Annotated in this window: 17 protein-coding genes; 10 read left to right on the forward strand and 7 right to left on the reverse strand. The window is 70.9% G+C overall.

From position 1 onward, the window contains the following. Positions 1-223: hypothetical protein (locus PV350_RS32790; protein ID WP_500337335.1), on the reverse strand; the 223-nt coding region annotated here is incomplete at its 3' end. A gap of 451 nt (positions 224-674) precedes the next feature. Continuing rightward, a complete protein-coding gene (locus tag PV350_RS32795) occupies positions 675-1337 on the reverse strand; it encodes a TetR/AcrR family transcriptional regulator (RefSeq protein ID WP_500337336.1) in 663 nt (220 codons plus the stop codon). Between the two features lie 83 nt (positions 1338-1420). Between PV350_RS32795 and PV350_RS32800 the strand changes: the two genes are divergently transcribed. Then, positions 1421-2839, forward strand: a complete 1419-nt coding sequence (locus PV350_RS32800) for an FAD-binding oxidoreductase (protein ID WP_500337337.1) — start codon at positions 1421-1423, stop codon at positions 2837-2839. 83 nt (positions 2840-2922) lie between these two features. Here the strand turns inward: PV350_RS32800 and PV350_RS32805 are convergent, their stop codons facing one another. After that, positions 2923-4323: a M24 family metallopeptidase gene (locus tag PV350_RS32805; RefSeq protein ID WP_500337338.1), complete on the reverse strand. Its 1401-nt coding sequence runs from the start codon at positions 4321-4323 to the stop codon at positions 2923-2925. Between the two features lie 277 nt (positions 4324-4600). On the opposite strand from PV350_RS32805, the gene PV350_RS32810 reads away from it, so the two are divergent. From PV350_RS32810 to PV350_RS32825, 4 genes are all read left to right on the forward strand, one after another. After that, positions 4601-5410, forward strand: a complete 810-nt coding sequence (locus PV350_RS32810) for an SDR family NAD(P)-dependent oxidoreductase (RefSeq protein WP_500337339.1) — start codon at positions 4601-4603, stop codon at positions 5408-5410. A 117-nt stretch (positions 5411-5527) separates the two neighbouring features. Further along, entirely contained in the window at positions 5528-7087 is a 1560-nt protein-coding gene (locus tag PV350_RS32815) for a Re/Si-specific NAD(P)(+) transhydrogenase subunit alpha (protein ID WP_500337340.1), read from the forward strand. Positions 7088-7111: 24 nt separating this feature from the next. Then, positions 7112-8539 carry a Re/Si-specific NAD(P)(+) transhydrogenase subunit beta gene (gene pntB, locus PV350_RS32820; protein WP_500337343.1) on the forward strand — a complete coding sequence of 476 codons (1428 nt, stop codon included), beginning with the start codon at positions 7112-7114 and terminating at the stop codon, positions 8537-8539. Positions 8540-8572: 33 nt separating this feature from the next. Further along, positions 8573-9637: a hypothetical protein gene (locus tag PV350_RS32825; RefSeq protein ID WP_500337341.1), complete on the forward strand. Its 1065-nt coding sequence runs from the start codon at positions 8573-8575 to the stop codon at positions 9635-9637. Positions 9638-9700: 63 nt separating this feature from the next. Here the strand turns inward: PV350_RS32825 and PV350_RS32830 are convergent, their stop codons facing one another. The 3 genes from PV350_RS32830 to PV350_RS32840 form a co-directional block, all read right to left on the reverse strand. Beyond that, the gene (locus PV350_RS32830; RefSeq protein WP_500337342.1) at positions 9701-11077 is read right to left on the reverse strand and encodes an NADP-dependent succinic semialdehyde dehydrogenase; all 1377 of its coding nucleotides are present in this window, start codon (positions 11075-11077) and stop codon (positions 9701-9703) included. Between the two features lie 236 nt (positions 11078-11313). After that, the gene (locus tag PV350_RS32835) at positions 11314-11997 is read right to left on the reverse strand and encodes a GntR family transcriptional regulator (RefSeq protein WP_499514942.1); all 684 of its coding nucleotides are present in this window, start codon (positions 11995-11997) and stop codon (positions 11314-11316) included. Further along, a complete protein-coding gene (locus PV350_RS32840; protein WP_499514943.1) occupies positions 11994-12506 on the reverse strand; it encodes a VOC family protein in 513 nt (170 codons plus the stop codon). Before PV350_RS32840 ends, PV350_RS32835 begins: the two co-directional genes overlap by 4 nt. A gap of 133 nt (positions 12507-12639) precedes the next feature. On the opposite strand from PV350_RS32840, the gene PV350_RS32845 reads away from it, so the two are divergent. The 4 genes from PV350_RS32845 to PV350_RS32860 are packed head-to-tail and all read left to right on the forward strand — an operon-like array spanning position 12640 to position 18034. Continuing rightward, on the forward strand, positions 12640-14829 hold the full coding sequence (locus PV350_RS32845; protein ID WP_499514944.1) for a dehydrogenase E1 component subunit alpha/beta: 2190 nt from the start codon (positions 12640-12642) through the stop codon (positions 14827-14829). Further along, positions 14822-16078: a dihydrolipoamide acetyltransferase family protein gene (locus PV350_RS32850; protein WP_499514945.1), complete on the forward strand. Its 1257-nt coding sequence runs from the start codon at positions 14822-14824 to the stop codon at positions 16076-16078. Before PV350_RS32845 ends, PV350_RS32850 begins: the two co-directional genes overlap by 8 nt. 34 nt (positions 16079-16112) lie before the next feature. Continuing rightward, a complete protein-coding gene (lpdA, locus tag PV350_RS32855; RefSeq protein ID WP_499514946.1) occupies positions 16113-17492 on the forward strand; it encodes a dihydrolipoyl dehydrogenase in 1380 nt (459 codons plus the stop codon). After that, the gene (locus tag PV350_RS32860; RefSeq protein ID WP_499514947.1) at positions 17489-18034 is read left to right on the forward strand and encodes a hypothetical protein; all 546 of its coding nucleotides are present in this window, start codon (positions 17489-17491) and stop codon (positions 18032-18034) included. The genes lpdA and PV350_RS32860 overlap by 4 nt, the downstream gene beginning before the upstream one ends. 30 nt (positions 18035-18064) lie before the next feature. On the opposite strand, the gene PV350_RS32865 is transcribed toward PV350_RS32860, so the two are convergent. Continuing rightward, on the reverse strand, positions 18065-18667 hold the full coding sequence (locus tag PV350_RS32865) for a TetR/AcrR family transcriptional regulator (RefSeq protein WP_499514948.1): 603 nt from the start codon (positions 18665-18667) through the stop codon (positions 18065-18067). 215 nt (positions 18668-18882) lie between these two features. Here PV350_RS32865 and PV350_RS32870 point away from each other — a divergent pair. Next, positions 18883-18999, forward strand: a 117-nt coding sequence (locus tag PV350_RS32870) for a CoA transferase (RefSeq protein ID WP_500337344.1), incomplete at its 3' end; no start/stop codon positions are given.

Genomic DNA, 18999 nt, shown 5'->3' on the forward strand with positions numbered 1-18999 from the left:
GAGTGGCCGCGGCCTGGGGCGTGGCCGGGCGGCGGGGTGAAGTGCCGGGGCGACGCAGGCCGATCGTGATCCCCATCGTCGCGTTGAGCCACGGCACGAGGAAGGTCAGTGCCGTGCGGGCCGCGAGTGCCCAGGTGAACGGGCCGTCCCTGACCTGCGAGTACAGGTTGACCATGAACAGGGTCGAGCCGACGACCAGGGCGGCTGTGGTCGTCTGCGCCATGGCCCTGCCTCGTACGGCACCCCGTAGCGCCACGCTCCATGCGACAGGGGGAGTCCTGGCTTGAGGGTCTTGCTCGGGTGAGCTCATGGTGTCCTTCGGCGCTCTGGACGTCACGTCACGTCGCGGTCCGCGGCGGGCTCCCGAGGGCGCGGATCCCACCGGCCGCCCGCGGGAGGAGGAGGCTTCCGGGCGCCCCGGCGGGAGGAACGTGGTGTCCGGCTCCCGCCGTTGGCCGGCGCTCCACCGGTCACGCTCGCCGGGGCGCGGTGCGGCCCAAGGCACCCGGTACGTCACATCCGTGACGCCCGGTCACGGCGGCGCTCCCCGGGTTCCGTCACTCTCCACCATGGCAGGAGATGGATCCAAACTCAACCGCCTGGTGGGCAAATCTTGACCCCTGTGGGGCTGAATGGATCCGAAATGACCTCGGGTGGTGGTGGCCGGAGCCGGGTCAGAGTCCGAAGCGCGTTCGGAAGAACCGGTCCAGGTCACGCCGGCCGGCACCCGGTGACGGCAGCGACTCCCCGCCGGGGGAGCGCAGGCCGTCGAGGAACACCCCGAGTTGGCGGCCCGCCAGATCCACCGAGGGGTCGCTGCTGCCGTCCTGCGGGATCTGGGCCGGGATCGAGTTCAGCATCAGGACCAGGTCGAAGACGGTCACGTCCTCGCGCAGGCTCCCGGCCTCCTGGGCCCGTGCCACCACCTCGGCGAAGTCGGCCAGCAGGGCCTCGCGGGCCGCGACGAGCTCGGGCCCCGGCTCCATCGTCCGCCTCCGGCTGACGGGGAAGAGCTGGCTGCTGCGGACCTGGGCGATGTACCGCACCACCCGCGTGAAGACCACCCAGGGATCGGGTTCGGCTGCCGAGACGTCCCGGATCTCAAGGGACGTATCCGTCATGACGTCGATCGCCACGCGCTCGACCAGGGCGTTCTTGCTCGGGAAGTGACGGTAGACGGTGCCCATCCCCAATCCCGAGCGGCGGGCGACCGCCTCGATGGACACCTCGTAGCCGCGGTCGGCGAAGACCTCCCGGGCGGCTTGCAGGATCAGTCGGACGTTCTCGCGGGCGTCGGCGCGCAGCGGGCGGTCGCCGGGGGGTGTCAACGGGTTCATTTGCCACCGATGTTAGTGTCCTGAGGACGCAAGCGGAAATTGAATTTCCGGTTACCTCGTGCGTTCCCCACACAGGAGGCCTCATGAGCGTGTCGACGCAACCCCGCTCCCACTCCGACTTCCCCACCGAATTCCGCGGCACGGTGCTGCGCCCCGCCGACGACGGTTACGACACGGCGCGTGCGCTCTACCAGGGCCGTGCCGCCGACGACGGCCCGGCGCTCATCGCGCAGTGCGCCGACGAGGAGGACGTCGCGACCGTCCTGCGCTACGCCTCCGCACGCGCCATTCCCGTGGCCGTGCGCAGCGGCGGGCACGGTTCCGACGGCTACGCGATGCCCGGCGGTGCGTTGGTCGTCGACCTCTCGGCGATGCGGGCGGTCACCGTCGACCCCCAGACCCGGGTGGTACGGGCCCAGCCGGGCGTCACACTCGGCGAGATGGACGCCGCCGCACAGCGTCACGGTCTGGCCGTGCCGGCGGGGACGGTCAGCAGCACCGGCGTCGGCGGGCTGACCCTGGGCGGCGGCATCGGTTACCTGATGCGCCGCCACGGTGCCACCGTCGACAATCTGCTGGGCTGCGACATGATCACCGTGGACGGCCGCAAGGTCCGCGCCGACGGGACCGAGAACCCCGAGCTGTTCTGGGCGCTGCGCGGCGGGGGCGGCAACTTCGGGGTCGTCACCTCGCTGGAGTACCGCGCGCACCCGATCGGACCCGAGGTCGTCGCGGGACAGCTGATCTTCCCGTTCGACCAGGCCGCCGACGTCCTCGGCAAGCTCCCGGCCCATCTGGCCACGGCCCCGCGGGAGCTGGGACTGCTGGTCGCGATCGCCCCGGCTCCCCCGCTGCCGATGCTGCCCGAGGAGGTGCACGGGAAGCCGGCGCTGATCCTCGTCGTGGTCCACACCGGGGAGCCCGCCGCGGCCCCCGGGGTCGTCGAGCCGCTCGCGGCGCTCGGCCGTCCGCTGGCCGACCTCGTCGGGAGGACGACGTGGGTCCGGGCCAACAGCATGCTCGACGCGGTCGCCCCCTACGGCATGCGCATGAACCTGCGGGGTGGGTATCTGCCGGCGCTGTCCGCCGACGCCGTCGACGTGCTGCTGGAGCACGTCGCCACCGTGCCGTCGAAGCCCGGCGACATCTACTCGTTCAACCTCTCGTTCATGGGCGGCGCGATATCCGAGGACCGCGACGAGGACGCCATGGCCTTCTCCCGCGAGGGCGCCGCCTGGCTGTGGGAGGCCATCTGCAAGTGGGACGCACCCGAGCGCGACGCGGAGTACGACGACTGGGCCACGGCCCTCACCGAGGCGATGCGGCCGCACGCGCTGACGAACGGCTACGCCAACCTCAGCGACGACCTGGGCGAACAGTGGCGGCGCGGGGTGCACGGCAGCGAGGCCAAGCACCGGCGGCTGCGTGCGGTCAAGGCCGCCTGGGACCCGCACAACCTGCTGCGGTTCAACAAGAACATCGCCCCTGAGACCACCCGCTGACCGCACAGCGGCCGGCGCCTTCCACCGCCCAGGGCGAGGGGAAGGCGCCGGCCGCTGTGTGAGGTTCCGGACGGCCCTCGCGGTCACAGACCCGCGGCGTCGTCCCGGCGCTTGGTCCCGGTCCCCGCGAACGTGTTCAGGTGCGACTGGGAGTCGCGCTCGGCCGGCAGGGGTCCCGAGACGGTGAAGTAGCGCCGCCCGGCGACGAGAAGCTCCTCCGCGGGGAACTTGGTGATGACCTCGCAGCCGTCCGCGGTCACCACGAGCTCCTCCTCGATCCGGGCCGCGCCCCACCCGTCCTTCGACGGCCAGTAGGTCTCGAGCGCGAACACCATGCCCTCCTGCAGCACCTCGGGGTGCTCCAGGGACACCAGCCGGGAGAACACCGGCTTCTCCCAGATCGACAGCCCGACACCGTGGCCGTACTGCAGCGCGAAGGCCGCCTCCTCGTCGGCGAACCCGAACTCCTGCGCGGTCGGCCACACCGACACGATGTCCGCCGTCGTGGCCCCGGGCCGGACGAGGCTGATCGCCTCGTCCATGTACTCGCGGCACCGCGTGTAGGCGTCGCGCTGGGCGGACGAGGCGCTGCCGACGGCGAACGTGCGGTAGTAGCAGGTGCGGTAGCCGTTGTAGCTGTGCAGGATGTCGAAGAACGCCGGGTCCCCGGGCCGCACGATGCGGTCCGAGAAGACGTGGGGGTGCGGAGCGCACCGCTCCCCGGAGATCGCGTTGACGCCTTCGACGAACTCCGAGCCGAGGTCGTAGAGGGTCTTCGCCACCACGCCCACGCACTCGTTCTCGCGCACACCCGGCCGGAGGAACTCGTAGAGGTTCTCGTAGGCGGCGTCGACCATCGAGCAGGCGTGGGTGAGCAGGTGGATCTCGTCGCGGGTCTTGATGCGCCGGGCCTCCATGAACACCTGCTGGCCGTCCACCACCGTCACGCCCGCGTTCTGCAGGGCCGCCAGGACCGGGAGCTCGATGACGTCGACGCCGAGCGGCTCGTCCAGGAGCCCGTAGAGCTCGAGCTCGTGCTTGATCTTCCGGGCGACGGAGTCGGCCATCCCGACCAGCGGGTTGATGGCGCCGCGCAGCGTCGAGATGCCGGCGCGGGCACCGCTGGGGTTGCGGGCGTCGGCTCCGTGGTGGGCTCCGTGCGGATCGCCGTCGGCCTGGGCGTTCGAGTAGTCCAGCCACGGGTTGTACAGCTGGTGGTGCCTGGCGGCCGAACCGAAGTCCCAGACGATCGGCTCCCCTCCCCTGACCAGCAGGGAGAACCGGATCATCTTGTCGATGCCCCAGGTGCCGATGTGGGTCGAGGTCATGTACCGGATGTTGGCGAAGTCGAAGGCCAGGACGGCTCCGAGGTCGGACTGCTCCAACGAGACGCGCAGACGCGCCAGTCGCTCGTCGCGGAGCCTGTTCATGTCGATACGGGTTTCCCAGTCGACCGCGTTCGGTCCAAACGTCGGAATCGCCATCACAAGTCCTTTGCCATGCGGAAGTCGCGGGTAGGGGAGACACATGCGCACCACCGGTGACGGTCTGGTGCGCGCACCCGTGGGGGACCTGGCGGTCCCTCGCCTCGGAGCAGGCTGCGCACGGCTCAGTGTGCGCCGCGCTCCGTTACCCGGCCGGTAGGGGTGAGCCGGCCTGTCGGTCCACCTGTGAACCGGGCGTTAGCGCTGCTTGCTGCGGCCTTCGAGCGTCGGATCCACTCTCGGCAGAAGGATCAGCCGCTGACTGGAGGAACCGAACATGGCCGCAGGTTGGAACTTGGAGGGCCGGACGGCTTTCGTGACCGGTGGTAGCCGGGGCTTGGGCTACGCCATCGCGCAGGCGCTGCTCGAGCGCGGTGCCAAGGTCGCGATCGCGGCCAGGGACGAAGCGGCCGTCAAGGCCGCGGCCGGTCGTCTCACCGCCGATGGGCGCGCGGAGGACGTGCTCCCCGTCGTCGTGGACGTCACCGACGCGGAGTCCGTCGACAACGCGCTGGCGGAGGTGCACGCGTGGCAGGGCAGCCTTGACATCGTCGTGAACAACGCGGGTCCGCAGCTCGCACCCTCCCCCCTGGAGCAGGCCGACGAGAACGTCGTCGCGTCCGCCTTCGACACGAAGCTGATCGGGTTCCTCCGTGTCGCGCAGGCCGCCCTCCCCCTCCTGAGCCGGACCGGCAGCGGCAGCATCATCAACGTCGTCGGCGCGACCGCGCACGCGGTGATCCCGAACACCGGCCCCACGGCCATCGTGAACGCGGGCGTGGTCGCGCTCACGAGCTACCTGGCGACCGAGGCGGCGGCCGGCAACGTCCGGGTCAACGCCATCTCCCCGGGGATGACGAAGACCGAGGGCTGGCTCACCAAGACCGAGGCTATGGCCAAGCAGCAGGGCAAGAGCGCCGAAGAGGTCCGGGCCGGCATGGCCAAGGGGCTCGGCATCCGCCTCGACCGCTGGGCCGAGCCCGCCGAGATCGGCGCCGCGGCGGCGTTCCTGGCGTCCGACGACGCCTCCTACATGACCGGTCAGGTGCTGCGCGTCGACGGCGGGTTGTCGAAGCCCGTCGCCTGATCGCGGGTCCCCGGGCCGACGCCATCCAAGACCGCCACCGGTCTTGGATGGCGTTCCTGGTCGGCGTGACGGCCGTCCCCCCAATGCCCTGCACCTTCGACACCTGGAGTTCTGGGAATGCTGATCGGAATCGTGAGCGAAGCCCGCCGTGGCGAGACGCGCGTTGCCGCGACTCCCGCCACGGTGGTCCAGCTGGTCAAGCTGGGGTACGACGTCGTGGTGGAGCCGGGCGCGGGGGCGCTGTCGAGCTTCCCGGACGAGGCCTATGCGGGGGCCGGCGCGAGTCTGGGTGACCCGCTCGCGGCGGACGTCGTGCTCGGTGTGAACGCCCTCTCGCCCGAGCAGTTGGACGGGTTGAAGCCGGGCGCGACGGTCGTGGGCATCATGAGCCCGGCGTTCGATCCCGCGCTGGTGGAGGACCTGGCGCGGCGGCCGATCACGGCGCTGGCCATGGACGCGGTGCCCCGTATCTCGCGGGCGCAGTCGCTGGACGTGCTGTCCTCGATGGCGAACATCGCCGGCTACCGGGCGGTGGTGGAGGCCGCGCACGTCTTCGGCCGCTTCTTCACCGGCCAGGTGACGGCCGCCGGCAAGGTGCCGCCGGCGAAGGTGCTGGTCTGCGGTGCGGGGGTGGCGGGTCTGGCCGCGATCGGTGCCGCCGGAAGCCTGGGTGCCGTCGTGTACGCCACCGACCCGCGGCCCGAGGTCGCCGACCAGGTCAGGTCGCTGGGCGGCGCGTACCTCTCGGTCGAGGCCGAGGACGCCGGCGAGGTGGAGGTGTCGGCGACGGGTTACGCCAAGGAGATGTCGCAGGACTACAACACCCGTGCGGCGCAGCTGTACACGGACCGGATCACGGAGATGGACATCGTGATCACGACGGCACTGATCCCGGGGCGTCCGGCGCCGACGCTGATCACCGCGGAGATGGTGGCCTCGATGAGGCCGGGCAGCGTGATCGTGGACCTGGCGGCCGCCAACGGCGGCAACGTCGAGGGCACGGTCAGGGACCGGGCGGTGGTCACGGACAACGGTGTGACGATCATCGGCTACACCGACCTGTCCGGTCGGCTGCCCGCGCAGGCGTCCCAGCTGTACGGCACCAACCTGGTCAACCTGATGAAGCTGATGACCCCGGCCAAGGACGGCCGGCTGGTGCTGGACCTCGACGACGTCGTGCAGCGGTCGATGACCGTGGTGCGCGACGGCGAGCCGACCTGGCCGCCGCCGCCGGTCCAGGTGTCCGCCGCCCCGGCGGCCACCCCCGCCGCCGCGTCTCCGGCGGCGAAACCGGCCGGCTCCCAGGGCAGGTCGCCGGTGTCGGCCCGGCGGCGGTTCGCCGTGGTCGGCGTCGGTGCCACGGTGCTGTTCCTGCTCGCCGCCCTGTCGCCGCCGGTGCTGCTCGGGCACCTGACGGTGTTCGCGCTGGCGATCGTGATCGGCTACTACGTGATCGGGCAGGTGCACCACGCCCTGCACACGCCGTTGATGAGCGTGACCAACGCGATCTCCGGGATCATCGTGGTCGGCGCCCTGATGCAGATCGGGCACGACGGGCCCCCGAACGGCGGGGTCGTCACCGCGCTCTCGACGATCGCGATCTTGCTGGCCTCCGTCAACATCTTCGGTGGCTTCGCCGTGACCCGCCGGATGCTCTCCATGTTCTCGAGAAGCTGAAGGGGCTCTGCCATGTCTGATCTGATGACCGTCGAGACCGGCGCGGCGGCGGCCTACATCGTCGCGGCCCTGCTCTTCATCCTGGCACTGGCCGGGTTGTCCCACCACGAGTCCGCCAAGGCCGGCAAGACCTTCGGCATCGGCGGCATGGCGGTGGCCCTGGCCGCGACGACCGTGCTGGCGATCGACCACGACATCTCCGGAGCCGGTCTGGCCCTGATGACCGGTGCCGTGGCGGTCGGCGCCGCCGTCGGACTGTGGCGGGCACGGGTCGTGGAGATGACCGGGATGCCCGAACTGATCGCCCTGCTGCACTCCTTCGTGGGGCTGGCGGCGGTGCTGGTGGGCTGGAACGGCTACCTGCACGTGGAGGCCGCACTCGACGGCCCGGGCAGTGCCGAGGCCGGCGCGCTGCGGGCCCAGGACCTGCTCGGGATCCACTCCGCCGAGGTGTTCATCGGCGTCTTCATCGGCGCGGTCACCTTCACCGGCTCGGTCGTGGCGTTCCTCAAGCTCTCGGCGCGGATCACGTCGGCCCCGCTGATGCTGCCCGGCAAGAACCTCCTCAACCTGGGCGCCCTGGCCGCCTTCGCCGTCCTCACCACGTGGTTCGTGATCGACCCGGCGCTGTGGCTGCTGGTCGCGGTCACGGTCGTCGCGCTGGCCCTGGGCTGGCACCTGGTCGCCTCGATCGGCGGCGGGGACATGCCGGTCGTCGTGTCGATGCTGAACTCCTACTCCGGCTGGGCGGCCGCGGCGTCGGGATTCCTGCTGGAGAACGACCTGCTGATCATCACCGGCGCCCTGGTCGGCTCCTCGGGCGCCTACCTGTCCTCCGTCATGTGCAAGGCGATGAACCGGTCCTTCCTCTCCGTGATCGCCGGCGGGTTCGGCATCGAGGCGGGCCCCGCCGACGACAAGGACTACGGGGAGCACCGCGAGATCACCGCCGAGGGCGTCGCCGAGCTCCTCGGTTCCGCCGACTCGGTGATCATCACCCCTGGCTACGGCATGGCCGTCGCCCAGGCCCAGTACGGCATCGCCGAGCTGACCCGCAAGCTCAGGGAGCGCGACGTCGACGTGCGCTTCGGCATCCACCCGGTCGCGGGCCGGCTGCCGGGCCACATGAACGTGCTGCTCGCCGAGGCCAAGGTCCCCTACGACATCGTGCTGGAGATGGACGAGATCAACGACGACTTCGACGACACCGCCGTCGTCCTCGTCATCGGCGCCAACGACACCGTCAACCCCGCGGCCGCCGAGGACCCGGGCTCGCCCATCGCGGGCATGCCCGTCCTGCAGGTCTGGAACGCCGAGAACGTCATCGTCTTCAAACGCTCCATGGCCTCCGGTTACGCCGGGGTCCGGAACCCCCTCTTCTACCGCGACAACTCCGCCATGCTCTTCGGCGACGCCAAGGACCGCGTCGAGGACATCCTCCGGGTCCTGTGACCCGCTGTCGGTGGGGTCCGCTACGTTCGGGCCATGTCGATCACCGCACAACTGCGCGACTCGGTGCAGCTCCCGGGTGGGGGCGCACTCGTCAACGGCTTCGCGTTCGAGAGCCGCGGGGGCGGTGCGTGCCGCGCCCTGCTGGGCAACGGGCGTGAGCTGGAGGTCCACGACCTGGGCGAGGTCTTCGCGGGTGAGCGCGGGCCGGCCGCCGTCTTCCCCCTTCCCTGGCCCGGGTGGGACCGCGGCGTCCACTCGGTCAGTCCCGACGGCACGTTCGCGGTGTTCTCGGGCCAGCGCGCCGTACGGGCGGTGGGCAGGGGCGGCGGGACCCTGTGGGAGTACCGGCACGCCTGCTGGGGCCCCGAGATCGACCACCCGCACACGGGGGACGAGCAGGAGGTGTGCCCCGGTCACGAGCACGGATCCTGCCGGGTCTCGGACGACGGCCGGCTCGTCTGGGCGCATGTCGTGGCCGAGCCGGCGGAAGGCGAGTGGGAGGAGCGCTGGGTCGTCCTGGACGCCCGGGACGGCCGGGAGCTGGCCCGGCTGCCGCTGGGCAGCGCGGCGTCCGGTTCGCATCATCTGTCCCACCCGGACGGTGTCCACATGGGCCTGTGCATCGGCATGGGCCAGGACGGCATCCTGCTGCACTGGGCGCGCCGGGACGGCGGCGAGCTGACCGGCTGGGACCTGAACGAGGGCATGGACCGCATCCTGATGGACGTCCATGCGGGGCATCCGGGCTCCCTGACCGTCGAGCACAGCGGGTGCGACCTGCAACTGCACGCCCTGGACGGCACCGTGCTCGCCGAGGTCTCGCCCGATCCGGCCGACGACGAGGACCCGCCCTGCTGGGACTACGGCTGCGGCTTCGTGGACGCCGACACGGTCATCGCCTCGACGATCGACTCCGCCGAGGACCCCGAACAGGCCCGCCACTGGCTGCTCGACGCCCACAGCCTGGAGGTACGCGGGACGGTCGACTATCCCACGGGCCCTGTCGACAGCTATGTGCGTCCGCTCGGCGACGGGACCTGGCTCACCTATGACGACAAAAGCGGGACGCTGAACCGCTGGGCGGAAAAGCCACTTTGAGCACGACCAGGACGCCCGCCGCTCGGCGGGCGTCCTGGTCGTGCTCTGCGGGAGCGGCTCCCGTCAGCCCTTCCAGACCGTCTTGAGGTTGCAGAACTCCCGGATGCCTTCCGCGGCGAGCTCGCGGCCGATGCCCGAGTCCTTCACGCCGCCGAACGGCAGTTCGGGGTAGGAGACGCTCATGCCGTTGACGAAGACGGCGCCCGCCTCGAGCCGGGGGATCAGGAACCGCTCCTCGTCGGGGTCGGTGGTCCACACCGACGAGCTCAGGCCGAAGGCCGTGTCGTTGGCGAGCGCCGCGGCCTGTGCGATGTCGTCGACCCGGTGGACCACGGCCAGCGGACCGAAGGCCTCCTCCCGGTACACCCGCATCGCGGGGGTGACCTCCTCCAGCACCGTCGGCTCGAAGAACCACCCCTCGGTACCGACCGCGGACCCGCCGCACCGCAGGACGGCACCCTGCGAGACGGCGTCGTCGACCAGTTCGGCGAGCTCGCGCCGACCGGACTCCGTGGCGATCGGCCCGATGTCGGTGTCCTCGTCGAGCGGGTCGCCGACGGTCAGCGCCTTCGTGCCCGCGACGAAGGCCTCGACGAACTCGTCGTACACCTCGGTGTGGACGATGAAGCGCTTGGCCGCGATGCACGACTGGCCGTTGTTCATCGTGCGCGCGGTCACGGCTGTCCGGGCCGCCGCGCGGACGTCGGCGGAGGGCAGCACGATGAACGGGTCGGACCCGCCCAGCTCCAGCACGGCCTTCTTCACCTCCGAGCCCGCGACCGCCGCGATCGACCGCCCGGCCGGCTCGGACCCGGTGAGCGTCACGGCGGCGACGCGCCGGTCGCGGACGACGGCTTCGACGCCGGCTGCCCCGATCAGGAGCGCCTGGAACGACCCGACCGGGAAGCCCGCCCGTTCGAAGAGCGTGTCGAGGTACAACGCGGACTGCGGGACGTTGGAGGCGTGCTTGAGCAGGCCCACGTTGCCGGCCATCAGCGCGGGCGCGGCGAAGCGGATCACCTGCCACAGCGGGTAGTTCCACGGCATGACGGCGAGGACGACGCCGAGAGGCTCGTAGGAGGTGTAGGCGGCCGAGGCCTTGACCGTCCGCGGGTCGGCGAGCGGCTGGTCGGCCAGCAGGGTCTCGGCGTTGTCCGCGTAGAACCGCATCGCGTGGGCGCACTTGAGGACCTCCGCGCGGGCCTGCGCGATCGGCTTGCCCATCTCGACGGTGAGCATGGGCGCCGTCCGGTCCGCCTCGGCCTCGACCAGGTCCGCGGCCGCCCGCATCCACCGGGCGCGGGTGTCGAAGCCGGTCGCCCGGAGCGTCGCGGCCGCGGCTTCCGCCCGCGTCAGCCGTTGGCCGACCTGTTCCTCGGTGAGTGGAGCGAACTCTTCGACGAGCTCACCGGTAGCGGGGTTGACGGTGGCGATAGGCACGGCGCTCTCCTCGTGGCATGGGCATCCATGAACCTTGATTGGATCCACTGTAGGCTCCGCCGTGGTGGTGCGCCAGGGGTGTTGTGGTGTGCGCGCCCTCCATCGTCTCAAGTTGGATACATTTAGAGCGTGGATATCGGTGCCCCGGACCCGGGGTTCGCAAGGCGCGGCCGAGCGCGCTGCGCGCAGGGCGGGACGCCGGTCGGCTCCTCGGGAGCTCCGGTGTCCCGCTCGCGTCAGTGCTTCTCGGCGAAGAGTTCCGGGTGCGCGGTGAGTTGGACCCTCGTGCGGCGGATGTGACCGGTCAGGTACCGCTCACCGTCCTCGGGATCGCGGCGCCGCACGGCGTCGAGGATCAGCCGGTGCTCGGCGTTGACGATGGTGGCCCGGTCCGGGTCGGCGAGCACCATGAACGCACGGCGGTAGTGCTGGGTGGAGTTCCAGAGCCGCTCGGTGATGGCCCGCAGGTGGTCGCTGGGGCACCCCGCGTAGGTGGTCATGTGGAACTCGCGGTCCAGCAGGAGGAACCGGTTGACGTCGCCCTGGTTCTCGATCTCGTCCTGGAGGCTTTCCAGGTGCTCGACGTGGTGGTCGGCGAGATGGGGGAGGGACTCGATCAGGGTCAGCGGCTCGAGGCGCTCGCGCATCCGGTAGTAGGTGTTCACCTCTTGGAGGCTGAGCATCGGCACCCGGGAGCCCCGGTTGGGGAACGACTCGGTGAGGCCGTCGGACTCCAGGATCCGCAGCGCTTCGCGGACCGGGATCCGGCTCGTGCCGAGGCGCGCGGCGATCTCGTCCTGGCGCAGCCAGGTTCCGGGCGTCAGATGGCCGGCGAGGATCTCCTCGCGCAGGATGCCCGCGATGTGCCGGCTCCTGACGCTGTCCGACCCGCGCGGATCGCGAGCTTGCGCGGGGGTCAAGAGCGGTCACCTCTGAACTGTGACGGGTCGCGGTCGAAGGCCTTGCCCTCAGGATACGACACCAGCTCGAACTGCATCCCCCACGGCGAGAGGAAGTAGACCCACCGCTGTCCCTCCGACGGCCCGGCGCTGGCGGTCGGGTCGCCGAGCACGGGAACGCCCCTCGCTCTCAGGAACGACACGGCGTCGTCGAGGTCTTCGACGTACAGCGCGACATGGTGGCCGCCGACGTCGCTGTTGCGCGGGACGTCCTTCCGCTGCGCGTCCGCCTGGTACGCGAAGACCTCGAACACCGCCTGCTCGCCGCACCGGTAGAAGCTCAGCCGGCGCATGACCGTGCCCGCGTCCACGTTCAGGTGCTCCGCCATCCAGCCGTCCGTCGCGCTGAACGGGCCGATCGAGTACAGGTACTCGCAGCCGAGGACGTCCACGAGCCATGCGTGCGCCTGGTCCAGGTCCGGCACCGTGAAGCCGATGTGGTCCAGGCGCATGAGGCCGGGCAGAGTCATGATCTTCCTCCTTTGGATCCGAACACCGCCGCAATGGTCCCGTCCATCCGCCAATCTGTCGAGCGGAACCTTGTCATTGGATCCAACCCTGTGGCAGGGTCGATGCACTCCGGTTGATCGAAGGGGGCACCCGATGCCTGCGGAAAACACACTCGAAGCCAACGCCGCCTGGTCGGAGTTCGTCGTCACCCAGGACGACTGGGACGCCGCGGCTCCGGACCTCCTGACGGGCATGTTCAGCCAGCTGGTGCTGATCCGGACCTTCGAGGAGTACGTCCTGGAGCTCGCCGCGGACGGACTCATCCACGGTCCCGCGCACTCCAGCATCGGCCAGGAGGGCGGGGCGGTCGGCGCGTGCTTCGCCCTGACGTCGCAGGACACCGTGAACGGCTCGCACCGCGGCCATCACCAGTTCCTCGCCAAGGCGCTCGCCCATCTGCATCCGAAGGGCATCGAGCCGACGAAGCCGTTCCCCGAGGACGTGCGGGCCCTGCTCCTGCGCAGCCTGCGCGAGATCTGCGGACTGGACCGCGGCTTCAGCCACGGCCGGGGCGGCAGCATGCACCTGCAGTGGCACGAGGCCGGCGCGATCGGGACGAACGCGATCGTCGGCGGTGGGGTACCGCTCGCGGCCGGTTCCGCCTGGGCGCACAAGGAGGCCGGGACCGACGCGGTGGCCTTCACGTTCTTCGGCGACGGCGCGATCAACATCGGATCCACGCTGGAGACCCTCAACCTCGCGGCGGCGTGGTCGCTGCCCCTGTGCTTCTTCGTCGAGAACAACCTGTACGCCGTGTCCACCCACGTATCCGAAGTCACCGCGGAGCCAAGGCTGTCCGGCCGCGGCCCGGGCTTCGGCATCCGCAGCTGGAAGGTCGACGGCATGGATCCGCTGGCCGTGCACCTCGTGACACAACGGGCCCTCACGCACATGCGCAGCGGCGACGGTCCGACGATGATCGAGGCCGATGTCTACCGCTACTTCCACCAGAACGGCCCCTTCGCCGGTTCGGCGTTCCGCTACCGGACCAGGGAGGAGGAGGCGCAGTGGCGTGCCCGCGACCCCCTCGACACCATCGTGCGACACCTGGTGCGCCGCAGGATCCTCACCAAGAAGGCGGTCGCCGAGACGATCGAGCGCGCCAAGGGCCTCATGATCGAGCTCGGCGACGTCATCCTCGAACCGCGGCCGGGCGGAAAGCCGGGTGAGCGGCGGATCGTGCCCTCGGAGTGGCCGGACCCGGCCTTCGTCGACGAGGGCGTCCGGGGCGACCTGTCGGAGCTGGCCGGGATCGAGTTCACCGACGCCGGGGACTTCGCCGACGACCTGACCGACGTCAAGTTCATCGGCGCCGTCGCCGGGGTGATGGGGCGCCGGCTGGAGACCGATCCCCGCGTCGTGGTGATGGGGGAGGACGTGCACCGCCTCAACGGCGGCACCAACGGCGCCACCCGCGGCCTGAGCGAGGCGTTCCCCGACCGCGTGGTCGGGACGCCGATATCGGAGAACGCGTTCGCCGGCCTCGGGGGAGGACTGGCCCTGGACGGCCGGTTCCGCCCGATCGTGGAGTTCATGTACGCCGACTTCATGTGGGTGGCGGCGGACCAGCTGTTCAACCAGATCGGGAAGGCCCGCCACATGTTCGGAGGCGAGGGCAAGGTGCCGTTCGTCCTGCGCAGCAAGGTCGCCACCGGCACCGGCTACGGGTCGCAGCACTCGATGGACCCGGCCGGCATCTTCGCGACGGCGCCGGGCTGGCGCATCGTCGCGCCGTCGACGCCGTTCGACTACGTCGGCCTGATGAACACCGCCCTGGCCTGCGACGACCCGGTGGTGGTCCTCGAACACGTCGATCTGTACAACTCGACCGGTCCGGGGCTGCCGGACAACCACGACCACCACCTGCCGGTCGGCAAGGCCGCCGTACGCCGTGAGGGCGCGGCCCTGACCATCCTCACCTATCTCGCGATGACGCCGGCCGTGCTGGAGGCCGTGGAGCGGACGGGAGTGGACGCCGAGGTCGTGGACCTGCGCTGGCTGGACCGGGCCAGCCTGGACTGGGACACGATCACGCGGTCGGTGCAGAAGACCAACAACGTGCTCATCGCCGAGCAGGGCGCCCTCGGCACCTCCTACGGCGGCTGGCTCGCGGACGAGATCCACCGGCGGCTGTTCGACTGGCTCGACGCCCCGGTCGAGCGGGTGACGGGCGGCGAGGCGTCGCCGAGCATCAGCAAGGTCCTGGAGCGTGCCGCGTTCGCCTCCACCGAGGAAGTCGTCGCCAAGCTCCGCGAGATCACGCGGGGGCAGAACAATGGCTGAGCTGCTGCGGATGCCCGAGATCGCCGCCAACACCGCGGAGGCGATCCTGGAGTCCTGGAACGTCGGGGTGAACACCCCTTATGCGGCAGGCGACTCGATCGTCACGGTGGAGACCGAGAAGGCCGTGGTCGACGTGGAGGCCGAGAGCGACGGCGTCCTCCTGCGCCTCCTGGTGGACGCGGGCACCACGGTGCCGGTGGGTACGCCCATCGCGGTCTGGGGGTCGCCGCACGAGCCGGCGTCCGCGGTCGACGAACTGGTGGCCTCGCTGGGCGGCGGACAGGCTCCGGTGACTGCCTCCGCGGCCTCGGCGCCGCCGGGCGCGGTCGCTCCGGCGCCCACCGGGGCGGCAGGCGACGGGGGCGAGCGCCTCTTCGCCAGTCCGCTGGCGCGACGTCTCGCACGCGAGCTCGGCGTCGATCTGAACGCCGTGGCGGGGAGCGGCCCGCGCGGACGCATCCGGCGCACCGACGTCGAGGCGGCCGCCGCCCGGCCGTCCCGGCAGGAGGCGGCGGCGCCGGCGGACACCGGGGCGGAGAACGCGGCACGTCCGGCCCCGGCGGCGGCCCCGCGCTTCGTGGACGTCCCCAACACGCGGATGCGGGCGGCCATCGCCCGCCGGCTGACGGAGAGCAAGCGGGACACGCCGCACTTCTATCTGCGCGGCAGCGCACGCGTCGACGCGCTGCTCGCACTGCGGCAGCAGATCAACGCCGGCCAGGGCGTGCGGGTGTCGATCAACGACCTGCTCGTCAAGGCGATCGCGTCCGCGCACACGGGCGTTCCCGCGATGAACGTGCAGTGGAACGACACCTCGATCCGGCACTTCTCGGACGTCGACATCGCCGTGGCCGTCGCCACCGACGGAGGTCTGGTCACCCCGGTGGTCCGCGGTGTGCAGTCCCTGTCGATGAGCGGCGTCGCCGCGGCGACGAAGGACGTGATCGCCCGTGCGAAGGAGCGCCGGCTCCGGCAGGACGAACTGGAGGGCGGCACGATCTCGATCACCAACCTCGGCATGTACGGCACCGAGGACTTCGCGGCGATCATCAACCCGCCGCAGGCCGCGATCCTGGCTGTCGGCGCGGTGCGGCAGGAAGCCGTCGTCGAGGACGGTGCGGTCGACGTCGCGTCCGTCCTGCGGCTGACCCTCGCCGTCGACCACAGGGCGGTGGACGGCGCCACCGCGGCCGAGTGGCTGAAGGAGTTCGTGGACGTGCTCGAACACCCGCTGCGGATCCTGCTGTGAACACCGGCGAACGCGAGGAGAAGGAGAACGCAGCATGACCGGGAGCACTTTCGACCTCGTCGTCCTCGGCGGTGGATCGGGCGGTTACGCCGCCGCGCTCCGTGGCGCGGAACTGGGATTCAGCGTCGCCCTCGTCGAGGAGGACAAGCTCGGCGGAACGTGCCTGCACAGCGGCTGCATCCCGACCAAGGCCCTGCTGCACGCCGCCGAGGTCGCCGAACTGTCGCGGCACGCCGCGTCGATCGGCGTCCGTGCCTCCTTCGAGGGCATCGACGTCCCCGGCGTGTACGCCTATCGCGACGGCGTCGTGGACCGCCTGTACAAGGGGCTGCAAGGACTCGTCGCGGCCCATGACGTGACCTTGGTCCGGGGACGCGGGCACCTGGTGTCGCCGACGGCCGTGCGGGTCGGCGAGGACGACTACTGCGCGGCGCAGGCCGTGGTCCTGGCCACCGGATCCGTCGCCCGCAGCCTGCCGGGGCTGGAGTTCGGCGGCCGGATCCTGTCGTCGACGCAGGCGCTCTGCCTGCCGGAGCTTCCGCGCAGCGCCGTCATCCTGGGTGGCGGTGTCATCGGTGTCGAGTTCGCGAGCCTGTGGCGCTCGTTCGGCGTCGACGTCACCATCGTCGAGGCGCTCCCGAGCCTGGTCCCGAACGAGGACCGGTCCTGCGGCAAGGCCCTGGAACGTGCCTTCCGGCGCCGCGGGGTCACCGTGCGCACCGGCGTCCGGGTCGCAGCCGTCGAGCAGAGCGCGAGCGGGGTCCTCGTCGGCATCGAGGCGGGCGAGCCCCTGGAGGCCGACGTCCTGCTGGTCGCCGTCGGGCGGGGACCCCGCACGGCCGGCATGGGCTTCGAGGACGTCGGCGTGACGCTGGACCGCGGATTCGTCGAGGTCGACGCCGGCCTCCGTACCCGGGTCCCCGGCGTCTACGCCGTCGGGGACGTCGTCGAAGGTCTCCAGCTCGCGCATCGCGGCTTCCAGCAGGGGATCTTCGTCGCGGAGGAGATCGCCGGTCTGGCCCCGGCACCGATCGCCGAAGCCCACATCCCCCGCGTCACCTACTGCGACCCGGAGGTCGCGTCGGTCGGCCTGACGCAGGCGCAGGCCGAGGAGAAGTTCGGTGCCGACCGGGTGGAGAGCGTCGAGTACGACCTGGCGGGCAATGGCAAGAGCCAGATCATCGGTACGTCCGGCTTCGTGAAGCTGGTCCGTGAGAAGGACGGCCCGGTGGTGGGGGTCCACATGGTCGGTGCGAGGGTGGGCGAGCTCATCGCGGAGGCGCAGCTCGCGGTCGCCTGGGAAGCCCATCCGGGCGACGTCGCCCCCCTCGTCCACGCTCACCCGACCCAGAACGAGGCCCTGGGGGAGGCGTTCCTCGCTCTCGCGGGCAAGCCGTTGCACAGGCACGGATGAGGCGCGGACGCCGGCTGCCCCATGCCTCACCGCCGTCTCCGGACGGCGGCGACGGCAACCGCGGCGCCGGCAACCGGCTGCGCAGCGGGCGCCGCGACCGGCTCTTCCCGTCCCTGCCGTTGCACCTCGTGGAGGCGTACCTCGTCGGCCATGGCGCCGGCGGACCGGCCGGGGGGCTGGTGCGCTTTCGGATACCCGGCGCGGACGAAGGGGGCGGCTCGCGGCGCCTGTCGTGGGGCCGGACGGACCTGGGGCGCCAGCTCGCGGGTTCCGGTGGGGAGCTGCGGCTGGTCCGTCCCCATGACGACACCGGCACCCGCCGGGCCCTCATCGTGATGCTCACGCTCAACGGCATCACCGACGCCGCCGCCCTGGTCCGGCTGGACATCGCGGGGAGGGGCCCGGGCCGTGCCGTGACGGTCGGTGTGGACGTGCGGTTCCTGGCGGGACTGTGGGACCTGGCCGCCCCGGAGCACACTTGGTGCCGGTTGCACCTGGAGGCCCAGGTCCGTGAGATGCCCGGCCGGCCGATGCCGCGTTGAGCGCCCCGGCCCGCCGTGCGCGGCGCGGTGTCAGGACGCTGCCGCATCGGGCCAGAGCGCGCGGAGCGCGTCGGGAACCCCCTCGACGGCCTCGGAGTCACCCATGGCCAGGTGGAGGATGTAGCCGGGCAGCGTGCACAGGAGCGTGGCGCCGATCGCCTCGGGGGAGGCCTCACGCGTCAGGGTGCCGCTCTGCTGGTGTTCCCGGACGACCTCGGTGAGGGCGGAGCGCATCTGGGCCAGCAGGTCGTTGAACTGCTCGGCCAGTGAGGGGTTCCGCAGGGATTCGGACCAGGCCAGCACGGACAGCCCGGCGATGTTCTGCTCGGCCGTCTTGGCCTTCACGATGTCGAAGACACCGGCCATCAGGTCCCCGACGGAGCTGGTGGGCCGCTGCTCGGCGACACCGTGGACCATCGTCAGGACGTCACGCATGCTCTCCTCGACGATGGCCGTGATCATCTCGTTCTTGCTGGCGAAGTGCCGGTACACCGCGCCCGCCGAGAGGCCCGACTCCGCGAAGAGGTCCTGCATGGACGTGGAGTGGAACCCGTCCCGCAGGAAGCAGCGGCGCGCCGCGTCCAGGATCTGCCTGCGGCGGGCCTCCATGTACTCCTGCGTGACCTTCGGCATGGATTCATCCTTCGATTAAAAAACGAATCTTCATGTTAATTTAACACGGTGACCGTGGGTCATCCATAGGGAGCGCGGGGGAAATCTTTGCCCTCCTTCTCTGGACATCCACCGTGCGGGCCGCAACCATGGCTACTCCATACGGTATGCAATCTGCAGTATGGGATCCCGACGCACCACTCCCGACCCGTCGTTGGACTTGTGAGGTGGCCGTTGTGACCAAGGCACTCGAAGGTGTGCGCGTCCTGGATATGACGCATGTGCAGTCGGGTCCGTCGGCGACGCAGTTGCTGGCGTGGCTGGGTGCGGACGTGGTGAAGCTGGAGGCCCCG

The organism is Streptomyces sp. PA03-6a, from assembly GCF_033792765.1.
Lineage (GTDB): Bacteria > Actinomycetota > Actinomycetes > Streptomycetales > Streptomycetaceae > Actinacidiphila.

Excerpts from the sequence above, each read along its gene's own strand:
- PV350_RS32795 (WP_500337336.1), bottom strand. The coding sequence starts at position 1,337 with ATGAACCCGTTGACACCCCCCGGCGACCGCCCGCTGCGCGCCGACGCC.
- PV350_RS32800 (WP_500337337.1), top strand. The coding sequence starts at position 1,421 with ATGAGCGTGTCGACGCAACCCCGCTCCCACTCCGACTTCCCCACCGAA.
- PV350_RS32805 (WP_500337338.1), bottom strand. The coding sequence starts at position 4,323 with ATGGCGATTCCGACGTTTGGACCGAACGCGGTCGACTGGGAAACCCGT.
- PV350_RS32810 (WP_500337339.1), top strand. The coding sequence starts at position 4,601 with ATGGCCGCAGGTTGGAACTTGGAGGGCCGGACGGCTTTCGTGACCGGT.
- PV350_RS32815 (WP_500337340.1), top strand. The coding sequence starts at position 5,528 with ATGCTGATCGGAATCGTGAGCGAAGCCCGCCGTGGCGAGACGCGCGTT.
- pntB (WP_500337343.1), top strand. The coding sequence starts at position 7,112 with ATGACCGTCGAGACCGGCGCGGCGGCGGCCTACATCGTCGCGGCCCTG.
- PV350_RS32825 (WP_500337341.1), top strand. The coding sequence starts at position 8,573 with ATGTCGATCACCGCACAACTGCGCGACTCGGTGCAGCTCCCGGGTGGG.
- PV350_RS32840 (WP_499514943.1), bottom strand. The coding sequence starts at position 12,506 with ATGACTCTGCCCGGCCTCATGCGCCTGGACCACATCGGCTTCACGGTG.
- PV350_RS32845 (WP_499514944.1), top strand. The coding sequence starts at position 12,640 with ATGCCTGCGGAAAACACACTCGAAGCCAACGCCGCCTGGTCGGAGTTC.
- PV350_RS32850 (WP_499514945.1), top strand. The coding sequence starts at position 14,822 with ATGGCTGAGCTGCTGCGGATGCCCGAGATCGCCGCCAACACCGCGGAG.
- lpdA (WP_499514946.1), top strand. The coding sequence starts at position 16,113 with ATGACCGGGAGCACTTTCGACCTCGTCGTCCTCGGCGGTGGATCGGGC.
- PV350_RS32860 (WP_499514947.1), top strand. The coding sequence starts at position 17,489 with ATGAGGCGCGGACGCCGGCTGCCCCATGCCTCACCGCCGTCTCCGGAC.
- PV350_RS32865 (WP_499514948.1), bottom strand. The coding sequence starts at position 18,667 with ATGCCGAAGGTCACGCAGGAGTACATGGAGGCCCGCCGCAGGCAGATC.